General features: G+C 65.5%; 16 protein-coding genes. 10 read left to right on the top strand and 6 right to left on the bottom strand.

The features are described 5' to 3' along the window. Positions 1–52: 52 nt before the first annotated feature. On the bottom strand, positions 53–1,537 hold the full coding sequence (locus BLV45_RS09925; RefSeq protein WP_090532261.1) for a TAXI family TRAP transporter solute-binding subunit: 1,485 nt from the start codon (positions 1,535–1,537) through the stop codon (positions 53–55). A gap of 544 nt (positions 1,538–2,081) precedes the next feature. On the opposite strand from BLV45_RS09925, the gene BLV45_RS09920 reads away from it, so the two are divergent. Next, positions 2,082–2,429, top strand: a complete 348-nt coding sequence (locus tag BLV45_RS09920; RefSeq protein ID WP_090532260.1) for a BON domain-containing protein — start codon at positions 2,082–2,084, stop codon at positions 2,427–2,429. A gap of 103 nt (positions 2,430–2,532) precedes the next feature. Beyond that, positions 2,533–2,781: a hypothetical protein gene (locus tag BLV45_RS09915; RefSeq protein ID WP_090532258.1), complete on the top strand. Its 249-nt coding sequence runs from the start codon at positions 2,533–2,535 to the stop codon at positions 2,779–2,781. A gap of 46 nt (positions 2,782–2,827) precedes the next feature. Here BLV45_RS09915 and BLV45_RS09910 read toward each other — a convergent pair whose 3' ends face one another. After that, the gene (locus tag BLV45_RS09910) at positions 2,828–3,616 is read right to left on the bottom strand and encodes a sulfite exporter TauE/SafE family protein (protein WP_090532256.1); all 789 of its coding nucleotides are present in this window, start codon (positions 3,614–3,616) and stop codon (positions 2,828–2,830) included. Between the two features lie 387 nt (positions 3,617–4,003). After that, positions 4,004–4,696 carry an NnrU family protein gene (locus BLV45_RS09905; RefSeq protein WP_090532255.1) on the bottom strand — a complete coding sequence of 231 codons (693 nt, stop codon included), beginning with the start codon at positions 4,694–4,696 and terminating at the stop codon, positions 4,004–4,006. A 400-nt stretch (positions 4,697–5,096) separates the two neighbouring features. On the opposite strand from BLV45_RS09905, the gene BLV45_RS09900 reads away from it, so the two are divergent. Beyond that, positions 5,097–6,548, top strand: coding sequence for an NCS1 family nucleobase:cation symporter-1 (locus tag BLV45_RS09900; protein WP_090532253.1), 1,452 nt, complete (start codon positions 5,097–5,099; stop codon positions 6,546–6,548). 16 nt (positions 6,549–6,564) lie between these two features. Here the strand turns inward: BLV45_RS09900 and BLV45_RS27480 are convergent, their stop codons facing one another. After that, on the bottom strand, positions 6,565–7,026 hold the full coding sequence (locus BLV45_RS27480) for a hypothetical protein (RefSeq protein ID WP_176954114.1): 462 nt from the start codon (positions 7,024–7,026) through the stop codon (positions 6,565–6,567). Positions 7,027–7,564: 538 nt separating this feature from the next. Between BLV45_RS27480 and BLV45_RS09890 the strand changes: the two genes are divergently transcribed. Beyond that, positions 7,565–9,346, top strand: a complete 1,782-nt coding sequence (locus tag BLV45_RS09890; RefSeq protein WP_090532865.1) for an FAD-dependent oxidoreductase — start codon at positions 7,565–7,567, stop codon at positions 9,344–9,346. A gap of 89 nt (positions 9,347–9,435) precedes the next feature. On the opposite strand, the gene BLV45_RS09885 is transcribed toward BLV45_RS09890, so the two are convergent. Further along, positions 9,436–10,278 (bottom strand): shikimate dehydrogenase family protein, encoded by an 843-nt coding sequence (locus BLV45_RS09885; RefSeq protein ID WP_090532250.1) that lies wholly within the window; start codon positions 10,276–10,278, stop codon positions 9,436–9,438. 196 nt (positions 10,279–10,474) lie between these two features. Between BLV45_RS09885 and BLV45_RS09880 the strand changes: the two genes are divergently transcribed. The 6 genes from BLV45_RS09880 (at position 10,475) to BLV45_RS09855 (ending at position 16,826) form a co-directional block, all read left to right on the top strand. After that, positions 10,475–11,512, top strand: a complete 1,038-nt coding sequence (locus tag BLV45_RS09880; protein WP_090532862.1) for a Gfo/Idh/MocA family protein — start codon at positions 10,475–10,477, stop codon at positions 11,510–11,512. Positions 11,513–11,523: 11 nt separating this feature from the next. After that, complete coding sequence (locus BLV45_RS09875; protein ID WP_090532860.1) at positions 11,524–12,333, top strand: SDR family NAD(P)-dependent oxidoreductase; 810 nt, start codon at positions 11,524–11,526, stop codon at positions 12,331–12,333. 120 nt (positions 12,334–12,453) lie between these two features. Then, positions 12,454–14,202: an FAD-dependent oxidoreductase gene (locus BLV45_RS09870; RefSeq protein ID WP_090532248.1), complete on the top strand. Its 1,749-nt coding sequence runs from the start codon at positions 12,454–12,456 to the stop codon at positions 14,200–14,202. Then, positions 14,202–14,813, top strand: coding sequence for an NIPSNAP family protein (locus tag BLV45_RS09865; protein WP_090532247.1), 612 nt, complete (start codon positions 14,202–14,204; stop codon positions 14,811–14,813). The genes BLV45_RS09870 and BLV45_RS09865 overlap by 1 nt, the downstream gene beginning before the upstream one ends. 61 nt (positions 14,814–14,874) lie before the next feature. Beyond that, positions 14,875–15,708, top strand: a complete 834-nt coding sequence (locus tag BLV45_RS09860) for a sugar phosphate isomerase/epimerase family protein (RefSeq protein ID WP_090532246.1) — start codon at positions 14,875–14,877, stop codon at positions 15,706–15,708. A gap of 263 nt (positions 15,709–15,971) precedes the next feature. Then, positions 15,972–16,826, top strand: coding sequence for an IclR family transcriptional regulator (locus BLV45_RS09855; protein ID WP_090532245.1), 855 nt, complete (start codon positions 15,972–15,974; stop codon positions 16,824–16,826). A 261-nt stretch (positions 16,827–17,087) separates the two neighbouring features. Here BLV45_RS09855 and BLV45_RS09850 read toward each other — a convergent pair whose 3' ends face one another. Next, positions 17,088–18,872, bottom strand: coding sequence for an FAD-dependent oxidoreductase (locus BLV45_RS09850; protein ID WP_090532242.1), 1,785 nt, complete (start codon positions 18,870–18,872; stop codon positions 17,088–17,090). Positions 18,873–18,982 lie beyond the last annotated feature (110 nt).

Here is an 18,982-nt window from a genome sequence, read left to right as displayed (position 1 = left end):
CGGGTTTCCGTGTGCCGTGGCGGGCCGACATCCCGGTCGTGCGGTCGTGCGGTCATGTGGCCTGCGTCGGCGCGGAGGGTGGCGGTGCGGCGGGATCGTCGTCGTGCGTATCGTCGCGACTGGCGTCGTGCGCGGCGGCGGCGGGCTCTTCGGCGGGCTCCCCGGCGGCCGTCTCGTGCTGATGCCCGAGACGGCTGCGCACGAAGCCAATATGCTCGCGCAGCACGTAGAACTGGTCCGCGTAGGCGAGCGGCATCTTGAGACCGTTCACGGCGTCTTCGATCGCGTCGAGCCGCGCGATCAATGCTCCTTTGTCCTTTGGCGACGTTTCGCCCATCGATTCGCGTTCGATCGCGATCAGCGTGCCGTACCAGCGGTAGATGCGCGACTTCACACGCCACGCGTACAGCGAAGGCACCAGCCGCAGACCCGGAATCAGCACGACGATGATCGGCACCAGCAGCACGATCAGCCGGTCGGCGAGGCTCGCGAGCCAGAACGGCAGCGAGCGGTACAGAAAGCTCTTGCCCGACTTGTAGTAGCGCGCGGCGTCGTCGCTGATCGGGAAGTCGTGCGCGCGCGGCGCCGGAAATTCGCCGGCGCGTTGCATGATATTCGCCTTGCCATGCACTTCGCGTGCGGCTTCGATCAGCAGGTCCGAGAGCGCCGGATGCAGCGAATCACGCGCGACGAGTTCGGTGGTCGGCGCGACCGTATGGATATCGAGCACCGGCAGGTTGCGGCCGAGATCGAACGAGCCCATCGGGAAGGTGATCGCCGTCAGATACGGAAAGCGCCGCGTGTAGGCATCCGTTTGCGTGAAGTCGAAGAACCGCACGTTGGGCGTGCGGGTCAGTTTTGCCATCGTCGGCGGCTGCGCGGAGTCGCCGGTGAGAAACGCGGCGTCGACCTTGCCGTCGATCAGCGCCTGCGCCGCGTCGTCGCCGGACAGTGCGAGCAGTTTGGTCGTGCCGCCCGGCACGATGCCGTTCGCCTTCAGCAGCGCGAGCGCGAGTTCGCGCGTGCCGCTGCCCTCCGCGCCGACGGCGATCCGCAGCCCCTTGAATTCCGAGAGCCGCTGCGCGAACGGCCCGTGATAGAAGATCGCGACGGGCACGTACGCGACGCTGCCAAGCGACATCAGGCCGTTGATCGACGCAGGCGGCGCGATGCCGTCCTGCACGAAGCCGACATCGACCTTCGAGTCCGGATCGGACAGGCGCTTGAGGTTGTCGAGCGCGCCTTCCGACGGAAGCACGTTCAGCGTGATGCGGTTGCGCGCGAGGATCGCCTTGTACTTCTGCGCGGCGTTCCAGAACGAACTGCCTTCGGGGCCGGCGCTGATGGTGAGCGTATTGGGCGGCGCGGGCTGGATCAGGCGCACGGCAAGGTAGATCGCGGCGGCGCTGATCAGCAGGATCGGGCCGAACGTGACGGCCAGGTCGCGCCACGAGATCGCGACGAAGCGGGCAACGAGGCGGGGTGGCTTGCGGCTGGTCCGGTTGGTGGGGCCGGTACGGCCTCTGGAAAACTTCATCGGTCGACGGGGCAGCAGGGCAGACGGACAGTGAATAAACACGCCGGACAATGCCAGCAGGGAGGCGGCGCGTGCTCGCGCCGATGGTACATGAGATTGACGGCCCGACCACAGTCGGGGCGGCCCGGACGCCGGACAAACGCGTAACAAATCGTGAACCGTACGCGGCCGGAACGCGACCCGGACGCGAACGGTACATGGCACGCCACACGCGCGGCACAAACGCGACAGGCCCCGCGCTAAAACCCTTTGCGCTTCTGGCGCGGCTAGATTAAATTGTGCTTCGCCGCTGCACATCAACGCGTGCGTCGCGCCATCCGGCCGTTCAGAAGAGAACCGGGAGCGCGTGTCATGCCGCAGCGGGCTGGTCGACGCGTCGTCTGCCGGGTCGCGTCGCCACCTCCTCTCCTGCCTCTCGCACTGCGTGTCGAAGCCAAGGTCGGCCGTCGTCTGCCGCGTCCCGTGACGCCGCGCGACCGGGCCGCGCGTAGTCGTAACGAAGCCGCGGATAGATGCGGTCTAACCGAAGTAAAAAGGAGAAGTCATGAAACCGGTCGATTTTCTGAAGGCGCTGGGTGGTGTCGTGTGCGTCGTGGTGGCGTGCAACGCATACGCTCAATCGAGTGACGCGATGGCGGCAAGCGGCACGATGGCCGCGCCGTCCGCGCAATCCACGAAAAAGGTGAACCGCTCGCTGGGCCTCGCCGTGCGCAAGGCGCTCGCCAAAAGCTCCGTCGATGTGTCGAACATCGCCGTGCGCGCGCGCAGCGGCGCGGTGACGCTGACCGGCGCGGTGCCGGATGCGAGCCAGATCGAGAAGGCGGGTACGGTGGCGAAGGGCGTTGCCGGCGTGACGTCGGTCAGCAACAAGCTGACGGTGCGCAAACAGTAAGCGGATGGCGTTGTGCCGTGTCGCCTGAGCGACTCCGTGTGCCTGACAACAGAATGTCTTTTTTGCGGCGCATACTGTGGGAACGGGCTTGCGGAGAGGCGACATGGCACATCAGGACGACATCGACCTGCCGACCGGCGAACAGGCGGCGTTCGAACTCGCGTGCGAGCGGTATGGTTTTTCGACGCGCCAGTTCGAGATCACGAACTTTGTCGACGACACGAGCGGCGCGCATGGCCGCTTCGTGACCGTGCGGCGCTATGGCGGCCGTGCGCAGTCGTATCACGCGGACAGCGTCGGCCAGTGGGTGAAGGAATTCGAGGTCGACCTGACCTGCCGGTTCTTCAAATAGCGATTCGCGCCAGGCCAGCCCGAGCGCCACGCGCCCGGCGTTCCGTTCAGCTCATCACCAGTTTCGCGCCGACGAACGTCAGCGTGGCGGCCAGCAGGTTGCGCAGCAGCGCATCGGGCGCGCGCGACGACAGATAACTGCCGATCGCGATGCCCGGCAGCGACCCCACCAGCAGCGACGCCAGCAGCGACCAGTCGATCGATCCCAGCAGCCAGTGTCCCGCGCCCGCGAGGAGCGTGAGCGGCACCGCGTGCGCGATGTCCGAGCCGACGATGCGGTTGGTCGGCAGCGCCGGATACAGCAGCAACAGCACGGTTACGCCGATCGCACCGGCGCCCACCGACGTCAGCGAGACCAGCGTGCCGAGGATGGCGCCCGTCAGCACCGTCAGCCAGAACGTGCGCAGCGGCGCCTCGGGTCGCTCGCGGCGCGCGGCGAGGCGTGCGAGCTGCGGGCGGAACACGAGCGCCACCGCGGTAATCAGCAGTGCCACGCCGAGCACGACCTGGATCAGCGTGCTGGTGTGGTGGCTGTCCATGCCGTAGCGATGCAGCAGGATCAGCGTCACGGTCGCGGCGGGCACGCTGCCGACGGCGAGCCGCAGCGTCACGCGCCATTCGATCGAACCCTTCAGGCCGTGAACGAGCGTGCCGGTCGCCTTGGTCGCGGCGGCGTACAGCAGGTCGGTGCCGACGGCGGTTGCCGGATGAACCCCGAACAGCAGCACGAGGATCGGCGTCATCAGGGAGCCGCCGCCGACGCCCGTCAGCCCGACCAGAAAGCCGACGCCGAGGCCCGACAACGAATACAGCAGGGTGATATGAGGTAGTGACATCGAGGTCGTGGCTTCGCTGACCGTGGGTGATCTGAAAAAAAGGCGGATCGCCGCGAGGGCGAAATACCGGGTGGATGCCCGCGAACGGGCGGCGTCGACAATCCGCTATTGTCGCAAAACCGGCGAGCTTGCGTACGGCACGTGTGTCTTCGACGGAATGCCGGCCGGATCCGCATCACGAAAGTGCCGGGTGTCAGGATTCAGCGGTTGATGCGCGCAATGCGTGCCCAGGTTGCGAGACCTGCGTATCCGGGGCTTCTATGGGACAGGATGGTGCATGTCGATCCGCAACAGAAGGCGGATAACGTCAGACAGTTCGGCCAGCAGCAGGCACTCGCTGGAACCGGTTGAACGACCGCAGTCAGGGTGCGAGGCGACTATCAGACGCTACAGCCAGCGCCAGATGCCCGCGGCCCACCCGGAGAGTGGGGCATGGGCCCAGGTCGCCACGAGCCAGACGACGAGGCCGCCCACCAGCGCGTGCAGGCCGAATCCGCCCAGCCGCGCACGGCCAGCGGCGATTGCCGCGAACGGCAGGTAGCTCGTCTTCGACTCCCACGCGGGCCAGAGATCGGGCTGGAGCTGTTCCTTCTTCCGGTCCTGCAACGCGGCGCCGACGAGCGCGAGAACGACGATAGCCACCGCGACGATGATGTTCTTCGTCACCGGAAACACTGCGATGTGGCACAGCCCCCAAAGTGCGAACGACCACATCATCGGATGGCGCGTCACCGCGTACACGCCGCGCGCCGCTTCCGGGAACGCGCCGGGCCGGCCGCCGGTGGGAAGCGCCGGGTTGCGGATCAGGGAACCCATCAGAAGGATCGACGCGATCAGCATCACCACGGACGCGACCGCCCAAAGCGCGTTTCCGGCCGGCCACAGCGGCGCCGTCAGGGGCGCGCTCCGGTAGGCCACGACCAGCCAGCCGAACGTCACGATCGCCACCAGCGAATAGACGCCCTGGAATCCCGCTTCGCCAATCGCACGGACGAGGCGGCTGCGCAGCGGATGGGACAGGACAAAGTGGCTGCCCACGAAGGCGACTGCCGCCGCTGCAACTGCGCTGGTGCTTCCCATTGGCCTGGCTCCTCAAGTCATGTCGCTGGCTGACCGTGTTGCCCGCATTGGCGATCCGTGCGGCGCGGTTGGCCATTCGCTCTCGCCGAAACCGCGACAACACAGCTCTCGCCAAACCTTGAATTCGACGGGACGCGGGACTCTTGCGCCGCGAAACACCATCCAGTCGCGTAGCGGCTTTGTTTCGCTCTTTACCGGCCAATAATAGCTTCATACGATGCTCACGTGGACCACAACGACGAACTTGCGATGGCGCCCATCATGCGTGGAAATGGCGGCTGCCCGGTCAGGGTTTACCCATGCGAATCGACACGGCAACTGGCTTCAGGCGCGGGAGCATTTCCACCCAGGCGTGTCCGGCGGTGTTTCCTCAGTTCCACGAACTCACAGGAGATGACAGATGGAAATCCGCAATCCTTCCCCCGATCTTTACAACGACGATCTCGCCCCTTCCAGGAAGCGCAACTGGGGCGCCTTCAGCATCTTCAACGTCTGGACCTCGGACGTACACAGCCTCTGGGGCTATTACCTCGCCGCCAGCCTGTTCCTGCTGTGCGGCAGCTTCATCAACTTCGTGCTGGCGATCGGGCTCAGCTCGCTCGTGATCTTCGCGCTGATGAACCTGATCGGCTACGCCGGCGAAAAGACCGGCGTGCCTTATCCGGTGCTGGCGCGCGCCTCCTTTGGCGTGTGGGGCGCCAACCTGGCCGCGCTGGTGCGCGCCGTGGTGGCCTGCTTCTGGTACGGCGCGCAGACGGCAGCCGCTTCGGGTGCGCTGGTCGCGTTGCTGGTCCGTAATGAAAGCATGCTGGCGTTCCACAAGGGTCCACAGCTGCTCGGCCACTCACGGCTGGAGGTGATCTGCTACGTGATCATCTGGGCGCTGCAGCTGCTCATCATCCAGAAGGGCATGGAGACAGTGCGCAAATTCCAGGACTGGGCCGGCCCGGCGGTGTGGGTCGCGATGCTGATCCTCGCGATCGGCCTGTGCATCAAGGCGGGTGGCTTTTCGTTCACCCATGGCATTCCGATGAACGTGCTGCTCGACAAGACAAGGGACGCCGGCGTCAGCGGCGAGCCAGGTTCGTTCTGGGCGCTGATGGCCGTGGGTGCGACCTGGATAACCTACTTCGCGGCGCTCTACCTGAACTTTTGCGACTTCTCGCGCTACGCGAAAAACCGCAACGCAGTGAAGAAAGGAAATCTGTGGGGCCTGCCGGTTAACCTGATCGCGTTCTCGCTGGTCGCCGGCATCACCACCATCGCCGCCTTCAAGGTGTACGGCGAAGTGCTGCTCCACCCGGAACAGATCTCGGCCAGGTTCGACAGCTGGGTGCTGGCCCTCATCGCGGCGCTGACCTTCGCGGTCGCCACGCTGGGCATCAACGTGGTGGCCAATTTCGTTTCAGCCGCGTTCGACATCTCCAACGTGTTCCCCAAACAGATCAGCTTCAGGAAGGGCGGCTACGTCGCCGCGGCCATCGCGCTCGTACTCTATCCGTTCGCGCCGTGGGAAGGCAACGCCGCGCACTTCGTCAACGCCATCGGCGCCACGATGGGTCCGTTGCTGGGGATCATCCTGGTGGATTACTACCTGGTGGCGAGGGGCAACATCAACGTCGCGGCGCTCTACCAGGAGCACGGCGAGTACCGCTACGAAGGCGGCTGGAACGTCAATGCGCTGGTCTCCGCGGCGGTCGGCAGCGTGTTTTCGACCTTCCTGCCCAACCTGACCAGCCTGCTGCCGGTCTGGTGGAATACCTATGGGTGGTTCTTCGGCGTGGTGATCGGCGGCGGCATGTACCTGATCATGGCGACGCTGCGGCCGCGCACCGCGGTCTCACTGGTTTGAATTCATCCGGTATCGCTTACGACGTTTCGCCGGCAGCGAGCTTGACGAACAGTCGGGCCGCTTCGTTGCCATGGGACAAGGCGCGCAGCGCAAGCGAGAGCGCCAGCTGGGCGTCGTGGCCGACTGCGCTACGGTCCTGATCGAAGAGCTTGACGGCGTGGCGCATATGCTGCGCCGCCTGGTCGTGAAGCTCCGCTGCCGCTGCGTGATGTTTTGCCGCGGCTTCGCTGGTTGCGCCAGCGCCGGTCGGGGCAGGTGTTACCGGCGGCGGCGCGCTGGTGCTGTGCGCGCCAGCGTCGTGGGCCTGATCGATCGCGTGCAACGTGTGGCCATGGGCGATCAGCGCCTCGTGTGCGGCGTGGGCAAAGTCATGCCCCCCCTCGAAAAGCCTCGATGCCGCGCGGTGATACCGGGCAGCCTGCTCGTGATGCGACGCGGCGGCTTCGAGATGTCCTTTCTTGCTGTGCTTCGTGCTCATACCGGCTCCCGTCAGACTGAAGGACCGACTCCGATGGCGACCGGTTCGACGACGCAGTGGCGGGTCGCAAACCACTGGGTTCGAATTTACACGCACTTGCGCGCCCGATGACGTTTTCGTCGCGCGTCACCACGACGTGTACGCGGTTTTCAAGACCGCTTCACTCGCCAATCGATCCAATGCGGTCGATGTCGAATGGCACCGGGTCTGGTTGAGAACAGACGTTCTTCTTCGGCTTTCCTGTTCCGGTTTCGATCGCGTGGGTCGGTGAATTTCCAGGGCCGACATTGACAAAAGTCGCCCGTTTATGGAATAGTATTCCACATGGAATTAAATTCAATTTAGTTATCTGCTTACCCGCGAACAATGCGCGATCCGTTTTTCGTCTGACTGAATTCCGGTTGCACGAATACGCACCGGCCTTGCACGAAGCCGCAGAGGAAATCAGTCATCTCATTCCGGGGACGCCATCGTTGATGAACCCGGCCATGACAGCATTCAGCGCCCGCCAGGGGCGCATTTCGTGGCAATCGTGGAAATGAACACTTCAAATCAGATGGACTGCGACCTGCTCGTCATCGGCTCCGGCGCCTCGGGCCTCGCCGCCGCGACAACGGCGGCATGGCATGGTCTCAAGGTAGTCGTCGTGGAGAAAGACGCCGTGTTCGGTGGCGCAACCGCATGGTCGGGCGGCTGGATGTGGGTGCCGGGCAATCCGCTCGCGAAACGCGCCGGCATCGACGAAGACCCGCAACAGCCGCGCACCTACCTGAAGAACGAACTCGGCCAGCGTTACGACCCGGAGCGTGTGGACGCATTCTTCGACAACGGTCCGCACATGGTCGCCTTCTTCGAAGAGCACACCTCGCTGCAATTCGTGGATGGCAACGGCATCCCTGATGTGCATGGCAACGTTGAAGGTGCGGCGACGCAAGGCCATCAGGTCATTGCCGCGCCCTGCGACGGACGGCAGGTTGGGCCGCTGATCAAGCGTCTGCGCAAGACCATGCGCGAGACCTCGTTCATGGGCATGCCGATCATGGCCGGCGCGGACCTGATGGCATTCCTCAGCATGACGCGCTCGCTCAAGTCATTCCTCCACGTGACGCGGCGCTTTACGCGGCATCTGCTCGATCTCGCGCTGTACGGCCGCGCGATGCAACTGGTCAATGGCGTGGCGCTGGTGGCGCGCCTCGCGAAGTCGGCACAGGACCTGGGTGTCACGCTGATGGAATCCGCACCGGCCCAGCGCCTTGTTGTCGAGGGCGGCGTGGTGCGTGGCGCGGTTGTCGCCACAGAAAAGGGTGACGTGGAAATTCGTGCAGCGCGAGGCGTTGTACTTGCCGCCGGCGGTTTCCCCAACGATATAACGCGACGCAAGGCGCTCTTTCCGCGCACGCCGACGGGTCGCGAACACCTCGCCTTGCCGCCGCAAAGCTGCTCGGGCGACGGGATCAGCCTGGGTGAATCGGCCGGGGCCTGTCTCGTGACGGACGTCGCGTCGCCGGTTGCATGGGCGCCGGTATCCAGAGTCGAACATGCCGACGGCACCGTGGGCCACTTCCCGCACATCATCGATCGCGCGAAGCCCGGCGTGATCGGTGTGCTGTCCAGCGGCAAACGCTTCGTTAACGAAGCCGACGGCTACTACGATTACGCGTCCGCGATGGTCGCTTCAGCGCCGCAAGGCGAGGAAGTGGCTTCGTGGCTCATCTGCGATCACCGGTTTCTGCGCCGGTATGGTCTGGGCTATGCACGGCCGTTCCCGGTGCCGGTCGGTTCGTTTATCCGTAGCGGTTATCTGCAACGCGCCTCGACGATCGAAGAACTCGCACAGCGTTGCGGCATCGCGCCGGATGCGCTGGCCGCAACCGTCCAGCGCTTCAACGAACACGCACGCCGCGGCGAGGATCCGCAATTCGGACGCGGCTCGACGCCATATAACCGCAAAGGCGGCGACCCCTTGCACAAAGGCCCCAACCCTTGCGTCGCGCCGATCGAACACGGGCCTTTCTATGCCGTCAAGGTATTTCCGGGCAGCTTCGGCACCTTTGCCGGCCTGAAGACGAATGGGTCCGCGCAGGCGCTTGATAAGGATGGCAAACCGATTGCCGGTCTGTATGCGGTGGGTACGGATATGGCCAGCGTGATGGGGGGCTTCTATCCGTCGGGCGGCATCAATCTCGGCCCTGCAATGACGTTTGGGTACATCGCCGGCCGTCATGCGGCGGGTGTAACGGGCCATGAAAAAGACGACGCGCGCAGCATCGGCAGCGTGACGCCAAAGACGACCGCAGCCGATCCAGCGTCCGCACACTGACGGCTGCGATTGCGCGCCTCACTTCGTACTCACAGACGTGACGCGCGCGCGTAGCGTCCCCGCTACGCGCGCTTCGCACCGCGTTGGCCTTACTGCGGCGCGTCCAGCAAGAACTCGACCATGCGGTCGCAGACACGGCCGAACATCTGCGTGCCTGTCACCGTCTGACATCCACGTGCGCGCGCCCCTTCGATCAACGGTGTCACCGGCGGCTTCGTGACGACGTCGCCCACGAAGGTCCCCGCCTGAAGGCGCGACACATCGATCGGCAACGGGTCGTCCGCACGCATGCCGAGCGGCGACGCGTTGACGACGACATCGAACGTATGCGCTTCCACATCGGATGCGGCGCTACGAACCTTCCCGCGTTGCAGCGCATTGAGCCGGTCGGTCAGCGACGTCGTACGGGCCGTGTCGTTATCGCGGATGTCGAGCGACGCGAGGCCCGCGCTCACCAGCGCGTGGCCGATCGCCGATCCCGCCCCGCCCGCGCCCACGAGCAGCGCGCGCTTGCCGGCCAGATCGCAACCCGCATCCGTCAGCGCGGCCACGAAGCCGGTGCCGTCGAACATCGCGCCGTGCCAGTTGCCGTCGGGCGTGCGCCGCAGCGTGTTGACCGCGCCGAGGAAGCGCGCTTCCTCGGAAAACGTCGCGCAGTATTCCGCCGCGCTGAACTTGTGCGGCACGGTGATGATCACGCCGTCGACGTTGCGCATCGCCTTCACGCCCGCGAAGAACGCGGGGAGATCGGCCGGCGCGACGTGGGCGGGCACCACCAGCGCGTCGCGCCCGGCCGCCCGCAACGCGGCCGTGACGCCGGCAGGCGAACGGACCTGCGCGATCGGGTCGCCGACAATGAAATAGATCCGCGTCGCGCCGCTCAGGCCTGCGTCGAGCGACGGGGAAAACGAAGATGCGTTCTGCTGGCTCATGCTGTTCTCTGCCTCCTGTGGTGTCCATTTTGCCGCACGCGCAGCGAGCACGGTTTGTCTGCCACCCTCGCTGCTACATATTTTCCGTGAACTTTAATCTTTATTGGAATACTATTCAACAATAAAAGAGTGTTTCGAATGAAACGGAAGGCTTCGCGGCCGGATGCGCGGACGCGGTTCAATCAAGGAGAAGCAGATGAGCAGGAGACGTTTGGTGTTGATCGGCGCGGGCGCCATCGGGCGCATGCATGTCGAGCGTGCGCGCGCCCATGCGCAGTGCGAGATCGTCGCGGTCGCCGATCCCTCGCCACAGGCAGAAAGTTTCGCCCGCGAGCAGGGGTTGCGCTGGTTTGCCGACTACCGGTCGATGCTCGACGACGTGCGCCCCGAAGGCGCGATCGTCGCGACGCCCAATGCGACGCATGTCACCGTGGGGCTCGACTGCATTGCACGCGGTGTGCCGGTGTTGATGGAAAAACCGGTCGCGGACACCGTCGAACAGGCACGGCAACTGAATAACGCCGCCGTCGAGGCGTGCGTGCCGCTGCTCGTCGGCCATCATCGCCGGCATAACCCGATTCTGCGGCGCGCGCGCGACATCGTGCAGTCGGGGCGCCTCGGCCGACCCGTCACCGCGACGGGTCTCGCGACCTTCTACAAACCGGATGCCTACTTCGACGTCGAATGGCGCCGCCGTGCGGGAGGCGGTCCGGTCCTGATCAACCTGATCCACGACATCGACCTGATGCGCTTCCTGCTCGGCGATATCGTCGACGTGCAGGCGCTGACCTCCAGTGCGGTACGAGGCTTCGAAGTCGAGGACACCGCGGCCGTCGTCCTGCGATTCGCGAATGGCGCGCTCGGCACGCTGGCCGTATCCGATTGCGCGGCATCGCCCTGGAACTGGGATCTCGCGGCAGGGGAGGCTGCGCACTATCCGCGTCAGCAGGTGAACACGCATTTTCTGTCGGGCACCGATGCCTCGCTGACGTTGCCACAGCTCGACATCTGGGAGTACCGCAGCGGCAAGGGCTGGCACGAACCGTTGACCGTCGAGCGCAGCACGCCGCACAGCGGCGATCCGTACGCGGAGCAGTTGCGCCATTTCGCGGCGGTGATCGCGGGTGACGAAACGCCGGTGTGTTCGGGCGACGACGCGGCGCGCACGCTCGCCGCGACCTTCGCCGTGCATCGCGCGGTTGCAGCAGGAGGGCGCGTCGCGCCGTCCCTGTGATGGAGGCGCGCATGCAACCGGCGACCGGCAAACGGCGGCGCGTGCTCGTGACGGGCGCGAGCGGCGGAATTGGGCGGGCGATCTGTCACACGCTCGTGCGTCGCGCGCTACAGGACGGTTCGCCCATCGCGATCGCGGCCGCGGGCTCGCACAAGAGCGCATCGCTCGATGCGCTGGTCGGCGAACTGCGCGCGGCCGGCGCGGAGGCGTTCCCACTAGCCGCGGATCTCGCCGATCCTGACGACTGCGCGCGTCTCGTCGCAAACGCAGGCGACGCGCTCGGCGGGCTCGACGGACTCGTCTGCAACGCCGGCATTACCGCGCCGGCTGCGCTGGCCGATGGTTCGCTCGACGACTGGACCCGCACGTTCGACATCAACACCCGCGCAGTCTGGCTGCTCGCACGTGCCGCACGGGCGCATCTCGCCAAAGCGGGCGGCACGATCGTCGCGGTCAGTTCCATGTCCGGCACGTTCCCGCATCCGGGCTATGGCGCCTACTCGGCGGCGAAAGCCGCGCTCTCGATGCTGTGCCGGCAACTCGCGCAGGAGTGGGCGGCGCACGGCATCCGCGTGAATACCGTGTCTCCGGGGATGATCCGCACGCCGCTTACCGAGTCCCTGTATCACGACCCCGAAGTCGAGCGCCTTCGGACTGAACTGGTGCCGCTTGCGCGAATCGGCCGCCCGGAGGACATCGCCGAGGCGGTTGCCTGGCTGCTGGGGCCCGCATCGAGTTACGTGACGGGTCAGGACTTGCGCGTCGACGGTGGTCTCTGTGACCGTCTGCTCGGAACGATTCCGGGGCGGGCGGCTTCCTGAACACGGCCCGGCGTTGTCCGGGCCCGGGAAGATAAGGGTTAAGCCTTGTTTGAATAAAATAGTAAAATGGAATAGTATTCAACAAACAGGGTGGGTCTCTCCAGGGAAAGCGGATTGGCAATGAAGCGCGAACCGATGCTCGAATGTGATGTGCTGGTGCTGGGTTCAGGCGCGAGTGGCCTCGCCGCGGCGGTTACCGCCGCCGTGCATGGGCTGCGCGTGATCGTTGCGGAGAAGGAGGCGGTTTTCGGCGGCACGACAGCATGGTCCGGTGGATGGATGTGGATACCCCGCAATCCGCTCGCCGTGCGCGCCGGCATCACCGAGGACGTCGAGGCGCCGCGCACCTATCTGCGCAACGAGCTTGGCGCGCATTTCGATGCGGGCAAGACCGATGCGTTGCTGGAACACGGTCCGCAAATGGTCGAGTTCTTCGAGCAGCACACGTCGATGCGTTTTGTCGACGGCAACCGGATTCCCGACTTCCACACAACGCCAGGTGCTGGAACCGGCGGCCGTTCGGTCTGCGCGATGCCGTTCGACGGCCGCGAGCTGGGTCCGCTGATCGACAGGCTACGGCCGCCACTCGGCGTCACGACGCTCAACGGCATGGCGATCGCCTCTGGCGCCGACCTCGGTCATTTCTTCAACGCGACGCGTTCCCTGCGTTCCGCGCTGCACGTCATGCGGCGATTGACGACGTTCGCCGTCCACAAGCTTCGTTATGGCCGCTCGATGCATCTGGTCAACGGCCACGCGCTGGTTGCGCGGCTCCTGAAGTCAGCCGCGGACAATGATGTCGATCTGCGCCCGAACGCCAGGGCAGTAGGGTTGATTCGCGAAGCGGGCCGCGTGGTTGGCGCGAGCGTCGAGATCGATGGCGTCGTGAACGAAGTGCGGGCCGCGCGTGGCGTGGTGCTCGCCTGCGGAGGCTATCCGCATGACGTCGCGCGCCGCGCGCGAACCTTCGCTTACACGCCATCGGGCCGCGAGCACTGGTCGGCTGCGCCTTCGTCCAACACGGGCGATGGCATTCGCATCGGCGAGGCAATCGGCGGCCATTTCGACGCCGCGCTCGAAGCGCCCGCGGCGTGGGCGCCGGTGTCGCTCGTGCCGCAACGAAAGGGCGAGCCGCCGGTGGCGTTTCCGCATCTGATCGAACGCGCCAAACCCGGCGTGATCGCGGTGACGCGCGCAGGCAAGCGTTTCGCCAATGAGGCGTCGTCGTATTACGACCTGATGACCGCGCTCTTCGATACGACGCCGCAAGGCGAGGAAGTGTGCGCGTGGCTGGTGTGCGACCATCGTTTCCAGCGTCGTTACGGGCTGGGCGTGTCGAAGCCGTTTCCGTTTCCGACCGGCCCATACCGTCGCTCGGGTTATCTGAAGCGGGCCAATAGCGTCGTCGAACTGGCCATGCAATGCGGCATCGATCCGCAAGGTCTCGCTAGCACCGTGGCGGCCTGGAACACCTATGCAAAGGAAGGCACCGATCCGCAGTTTCATCGCGGCTCCACGCCCTACAACCGCGTGCAGGGCGACGCCCGGCACACGCCGAACCCGTGCGTCGCGCCGCTCGAAGCAGGACCGTTCTACGCGGTCAAACTGCTTCCCGGCAGCCTCGGCACGTTCGCGGGGCTCGCGACCGATGCCGGGGCCCGCGTCCTCGACGACGCGCATCGGCCGGTCGCCGGTCTCTACGCCGTCGGCAATGACAGCGCCAGCATGATGGGCGGCTGTTACCCGGCTGGCGGCATCACACTCGGTCCCGCGATGACATTCGGTTACCTCGCGGGCCTTTCTCTTGCCGGTCTGACTCAGGCGGATCCGGTTGCAGATTCCTCACATCATGCGCAAGGACAAACGTAATGACGCTCTATGACGTAGTGACGCTTACCGTGAAAATCGGCTCGAACGCGCAGGTTTTCGAGAACATCAAGACGAGCGGCAAGCAGCCCGGCTCAACCCTGCTCGGCTGCTGGTACTCGGACATCGGCACGCTGGGGCAGGTGCTGGTGCTGCGCGGCTTCGAATCGGAAGCGGCGCTGATCGGCGAGCGCAAGCGCATGCTGCTCGAAGGCAATCCGTTTGGTTGCGGCGAGTTCGTCACCGACGTGAAGATCGACAGCTACTCACTCTTCCCCTTCCTGCCGCCGATCGAGCCTGCCGTGCATGGCGGCATCTACGAGATGCGCGTCTACGGGACGAAGCTCGCGAGCCTGCAGCCCACGATCGACGCGTGGGAAAAGGCCTTGCCCGAGCGCACGCAGCGCTCGCCGCTGATCGGCGCGATGTATTCGCTCGACGGCACCGTGCCGCGCTTTCTCAACATCTGGTCGTACGCGAGCGTCGACGAACGTTCGCGGATTCGCGCCGAGGCGGTGAAAGACGGTATCTGGCCGCCGAAGGGAGGTCCCGTGCATCTGACCACGATGGAATCCACCATCTGCGTGCCGACGCCGTTTTCGCCCCTGCGCTGAACACGCTCCAGGCATGAAACGAACACCCGGACAAGCAATCAATCGAAATGAAGGAGACGACATGACACGGCACAACGCGCGCGCGCTTTCGCTCTCGGCGCTGACCGCGCTTGAACTGACGCCGCCGCAGATGGTGGACTGCGCGGCGCAGGCGGGCTACGACTACGTCGGGCTGCGCCTGTTGCCCGCAACCGACCAGGAGGTGCGGCACGAGATCGTCGGCGACACGCCGTTGAAACGTGAAACGCTTGCGCGCTTGCGGGACACGGGCATCAAGGTGCTCGACGTGGAGATTCTCCGCCTGAAGCCGGAGACGGATGTAACGGAGTACAAGCCCATGCTCGAGACTGCCGCTGAGCTTGGCGCACGCTATGTGCTCGTGGCGGGCAACGACCCCGACGAAGCGCGCACCGCGGAGCGGCTCGCGCAACTCTGCGACCTCGCGAAGCCGCTCGGGCTGTCCCCGTCGCTCGAACCGATGCCGTGGACCCACGCGAAGGACATCACGCAGGGCGCCCGCATCGTGAAGGCAGCGGGTCGCAGCAATACCGGCCTCATCATCGACCCGCTTCACTTCGACCGTGCCGGTTCGTCGACGGAAGAACTCGCGGCATTGCCGCGCGAGTACTTTGGCTACGTGCAGTTCTGCGATGGTCCAGCGGAGCGCCCGACCGACCTCGAGACGCTGCTCTTCCAGGCACGCTGCGAGCGGATGATTCCGGGCGAAGGCGGCATCGATCTCGCCGGCATCCTGCGCGCGCTTCCCGCCCATCTGCCGCTCAGCATCGAAGTGCCGACGGAGCAATGGGCGAAAACCGCGCCTGCGCTCGAACGCGCCCGCAAGCTGCGCGAGGCGACGCTCGACCTGCTCGCACGGATTGAAGCGGCGGGCTGATGCGCGTGACGGGCCCCGACACAGTCCGTTGAAGAGCACGCGCAGGCATGCTGTGCCTGGGTGAGGCGCTCCTGGCGCTGGCGGTCCCCGCGCAGGCGGCTGCCGCCGCGGTGTTTTTCAGGGGCGCGTGACGTCGTGGACCGGTGCTGCGGGCCGAAGCCGCCACCGGGCAGTTGACAGGCGCCACATCGGGATTTGCCTCGCTTGAGTTCCGATGTGGAATCGTGTTCTCATTCGGTATCTAAGTCGAACGAGCGTGCAATATGGCTGGAAATCTTGAGCGGGCGTTGGCCATCATCGAGCTGCTGGCGAAACAGGGCGGCAGCATGCAGCTGGCCGCCATCGCCGACACGCTGAACATCCCGCGCAGCGGCACCCATCGCTTGCTGGCGGAATTGGGCGAAGAAGGGTATGTGCGGCAGGACGAGCACGGCGAGTATGTGCTGGCGCTCAAGCTGGTGTCGCTTGCGCTGATCTGGCTGTCCACGGGAGGCGTGCTCGATATTTCGCAACCGGTGCTCGACAGGCTGGCTTCGGCGTCGGGCGAACTGGCGCGGCTCGGCGTGGTCGAGGACGATCACATCACGTTTGTCGGGAAGGCGCAGGGGGCCAAATCCGGTCTTCGCTATGACCCGGACATGGGCAGTCAGCCGCCGCTTCACTGCACCGCGAGCGGGCAGGCGTGGCTTTCGACCCTGAGCGACGAAGAGGCGCTCGAACTGGTTTCGCGCCAGGGCGGCATTGGCAAGGCGGGGCAGACCGGGCCGAGAGCGCCGAAGTCGATCCAGCAGTTTCTCCAGGATCTGGCCGGCGCGCGCAAACGCGGCTATGGCATCGCCAGCGACACGTACGAGGTCGGGATGACGTCGATGGCGGCGGTGATCCGTCATCCGGTGACGGGCGTGGCCGTGGGCGTGGTGAGTCTGGCCGGGCCGACAAGCCGGCTGCCGGATGCGCGCCTGAAGGAGCTTGCGCCTGTGTTGCTCGAGGCGGCATCGGATATGGGCGCGGCCACGCTCAGCTCGCCGTATTTCAAGCGCAGCGTGAAAGTGGTGCCCGCGGCGGCCAGCGCGCAGCCGGTCGTGGCGAGGCGCAAGGGGCGGCCCAAGGCAGCGTGACCGTGCTGCGCGTCGGCCTGGTCATCAGGCGCGCTCGCGGTATGTTCGTCCTGGCGGTAGCGTATCTGCCGTGGGGCTCTTTGTGCGTTCACCGTGCTGGCGCTCGGCACACGTCCCATGCGGCGTTCGTCCGCGATCCATCAGACCCGGTACCGCGTGCGCGGTATTGAACCACTGACAGTGGAAACGATCCTGCGCTTCGTGCAAAGCAAGGTCTGGGCGGACGCCACGAAGGCGACCGCCGTCAAACCCCTACAAATCTCACACAGTCACACGCGGCTTCGGCGCGACGGGGTCTAACTGCCTCGCCCCGGATGCGCCAGGCACGGCGCGAGCCGCGTATTTCGCGACGCGCCAGCCAAACACGATTGCGGGACCGAGTGTGGTCCCCGGGCCGGGGTAGGTGCCGCGAAAGATCGAGGCGAGGTCGTTGCCACACGCGTACAGGCCTGGAATGGCGTGGCCGTTGTTATCGAGCACCTGGCCGTTCGCGTTGCCCTCGAGCCCCGCGCTACAGGCAAGGTCTGCCGGCCAGACCGTCACGGCATAGTACGGCCCCGGCCCGATCGGACGAACGCAGGGGTTGGGTTTCTGTGCGGCGTCGCCGTTGAACCGGTTCACCACGCTCGCGCCGCGATGAAACGCGGGATCCTGGCCTTGCGCGGCATCGCGGTTGTACGTGTCGACGGTGCGCTCGAGTCCCGCTGCATCGATGCCCAGTTTCGCGGCGAGTTCAGCCAGCGTGTTGCCCTTGATCAGATACCCCGCCTTTTCGAAGCTGGCGATGCGACTGCGGCTTCGCTCGCGCATCAGCAGTCCGAGGCCATAGTCGCGAATGAACGCCGCATCCACGATCAGGTGCGCCGGCACGCTGTCACCTTTGCCGCCGCCGCTCTCGCTGTCGCGCAGCATGCCCATCACGAAGTCGTGATACGAGTCCGACTCGTTGACGAAGCGCTCGCCACGACTGTTCACCGCAATCAGCCCCGGCTTCGCACGATCGAGAATGATGTGCGGCCAGACGCTGTCCTGACCATCGCGTGAGCGCAGGATCGAGCACGGCATCCAGAGCCCCGGGCTGTCGTGCCCATCGTTCAGCTGTGCGTTGATCTTCAGCGCACTGTCAACGCCGTCGCCGGTATGCGTGTTCGGCGAAAGCGATAACGGCCCGGCACCCGCGGGGAACAACTGTTTGCGCAACACCGGATGGCGCGTAATGCCGCCGGTGGCGAGCACCACGCCGCGACGCGCGCGAATGCGCTTCTTTCCCGCGCCTTTCTGTTCGACCACGGCGCCGGTGACTTCGCCTTGCTCGATCACCAGTTCAATCAGCGGTGTTTCAAAGCGGACTTCCACGTTCTGTTTGCGCAGGCTGTAGAAGAGCCGTGCAGCCAGCGCATTGCCCATGACCAGTTGCGTGCCGCGTGGATAGCGCAGCCGGTCCATCACATAGCGGCCCACGACGGCCAGCGTGCGCGAGAAGTTCTTCGTCGAAGCGAAGGGCGCGAGCAGCGCGTCGAGGTCGGTGCGCGCCACCATCATGCCGCCCAGCCCCATGAACTCCTTGCGCGGCGGTCTCACGCGAACGAATTCGGCGCCGAGCAATCGTCCGTCGAATGCGACCGGCGCCAACGCCCGCCCGCCGAAGGCCGCGCCGGGGCCCGTCACGTAGTCCGGGTGCGCCGTGGCGGCGACGAACTTCACGTCGCTGATGCGCTGGAGTTCGTCGATCGCCGCCGGGCCGCTTTGCAGAAACGCCTCGCGCGCTTCGTCACCGCCGCGATCGCCGACCACCGACGCGAGAAAGCGCCGCGCGTCGTCGACGCTGTCGGGTACGCCGGCGCTCGTGCTCAGGCTTGTGCCCGGCACCCAGGTGGTGCCGCCCGAGGTGGACGTGATGCCGCCGACGGCGTCCGTCTTCTCGCACACGAGCACCTTGATGCCCTCGTGATGCGCGACCAGCGCGGCGGTCATGCCGCCCGCGCCCGCACCGAACACCAGCAGGTCAACTTCCTCGTCCCAATGTGTTTGCCTCGTCGCGTTCATGCCTTCGTGTCTCCTTCCGCGTGATGCGGAAATAAATAGAACAAGTTTTCTTAGTGGAATGGTATTCTATAAATGACGAAAATCAAATATTTCCATACATCGGAGGAGCG

Origin of the sequence: Paraburkholderia sartisoli, assembly GCF_900107685.1 — a bacterium.
Taxonomy (GTDB): Bacteria; Pseudomonadota; Gammaproteobacteria; order Burkholderiales; family Burkholderiaceae; genus Paraburkholderia; species Paraburkholderia sartisoli.
The sequence above is the reverse complement of the archived record's forward strand: the minus strand, read 5'-3'. Positions and strand labels throughout refer to the sequence as shown.

Bases quoted from the DNA above. Each gene is read 5' to 3' on its own strand.
- BLV45_RS09850 (WP_090532242.1), bottom strand. From the start codon at position 18,872: ATGAACGCGACGAGGCAAACACATTGGGACGAGGAAGTTGACCTGCTG.
- BLV45_RS09870 (WP_090532248.1), top strand. From the start codon at position 12,454: ATGAAGCGCGAACCGATGCTCGAATGTGATGTGCTGGTGCTGGGTTCA.
- BLV45_RS09885 (WP_090532250.1), bottom strand. From the start codon at position 10,278: ATGAGCCAGCAGAACGCATCTTCGTTTTCCCCGTCGCTCGACGCAGGC.
- BLV45_RS09890 (WP_090532865.1), top strand. From the start codon at position 7,565: ATGAACACTTCAAATCAGATGGACTGCGACCTGCTCGTCATCGGCTCC.
- BLV45_RS09910 (WP_090532256.1), bottom strand. From the start codon at position 3,616: ATGTCACTACCTCATATCACCCTGCTGTATTCGTTGTCGGGCCTCGGC.
- BLV45_RS09900 (WP_090532253.1), top strand. From the start codon at position 5,097: ATGGAAATCCGCAATCCTTCCCCCGATCTTTACAACGACGATCTCGCC.
- BLV45_RS09875 (WP_090532860.1), top strand. From the start codon at position 11,524: ATGCAACCGGCGACCGGCAAACGGCGGCGCGTGCTCGTGACGGGCGCG.
- BLV45_RS09925 (WP_090532261.1), bottom strand. From the start codon at position 1,537: ATGAAGTTTTCCAGAGGCCGTACCGGCCCCACCAACCGGACCAGCCGC.
- BLV45_RS27480 (WP_176954114.1), bottom strand. From the start codon at position 7,026: ATGAGCACGAAGCACAGCAAGAAAGGACATCTCGAAGCCGCCGCGTCG.
- BLV45_RS09880 (WP_090532862.1), top strand. From the start codon at position 10,475: ATGAGCAGGAGACGTTTGGTGTTGATCGGCGCGGGCGCCATCGGGCGC.
- BLV45_RS09855 (WP_090532245.1), top strand. From the start codon at position 15,972: ATGGCTGGAAATCTTGAGCGGGCGTTGGCCATCATCGAGCTGCTGGCG.
- BLV45_RS09920 (WP_090532260.1), top strand. From the start codon at position 2,082: ATGAAACCGGTCGATTTTCTGAAGGCGCTGGGTGGTGTCGTGTGCGTC.
- BLV45_RS09905 (WP_090532255.1), bottom strand. From the start codon at position 4,696: ATGGGAAGCACCAGCGCAGTTGCAGCGGCGGCAGTCGCCTTCGTGGGC.
- BLV45_RS09865 (WP_090532247.1), top strand. From the start codon at position 14,202: ATGACGCTCTATGACGTAGTGACGCTTACCGTGAAAATCGGCTCGAAC.
- BLV45_RS09860 (WP_090532246.1), top strand. From the start codon at position 14,875: ATGACACGGCACAACGCGCGCGCGCTTTCGCTCTCGGCGCTGACCGCG.
- BLV45_RS09915 (WP_090532258.1), top strand. From the start codon at position 2,533: ATGGCACATCAGGACGACATCGACCTGCCGACCGGCGAACAGGCGGCG.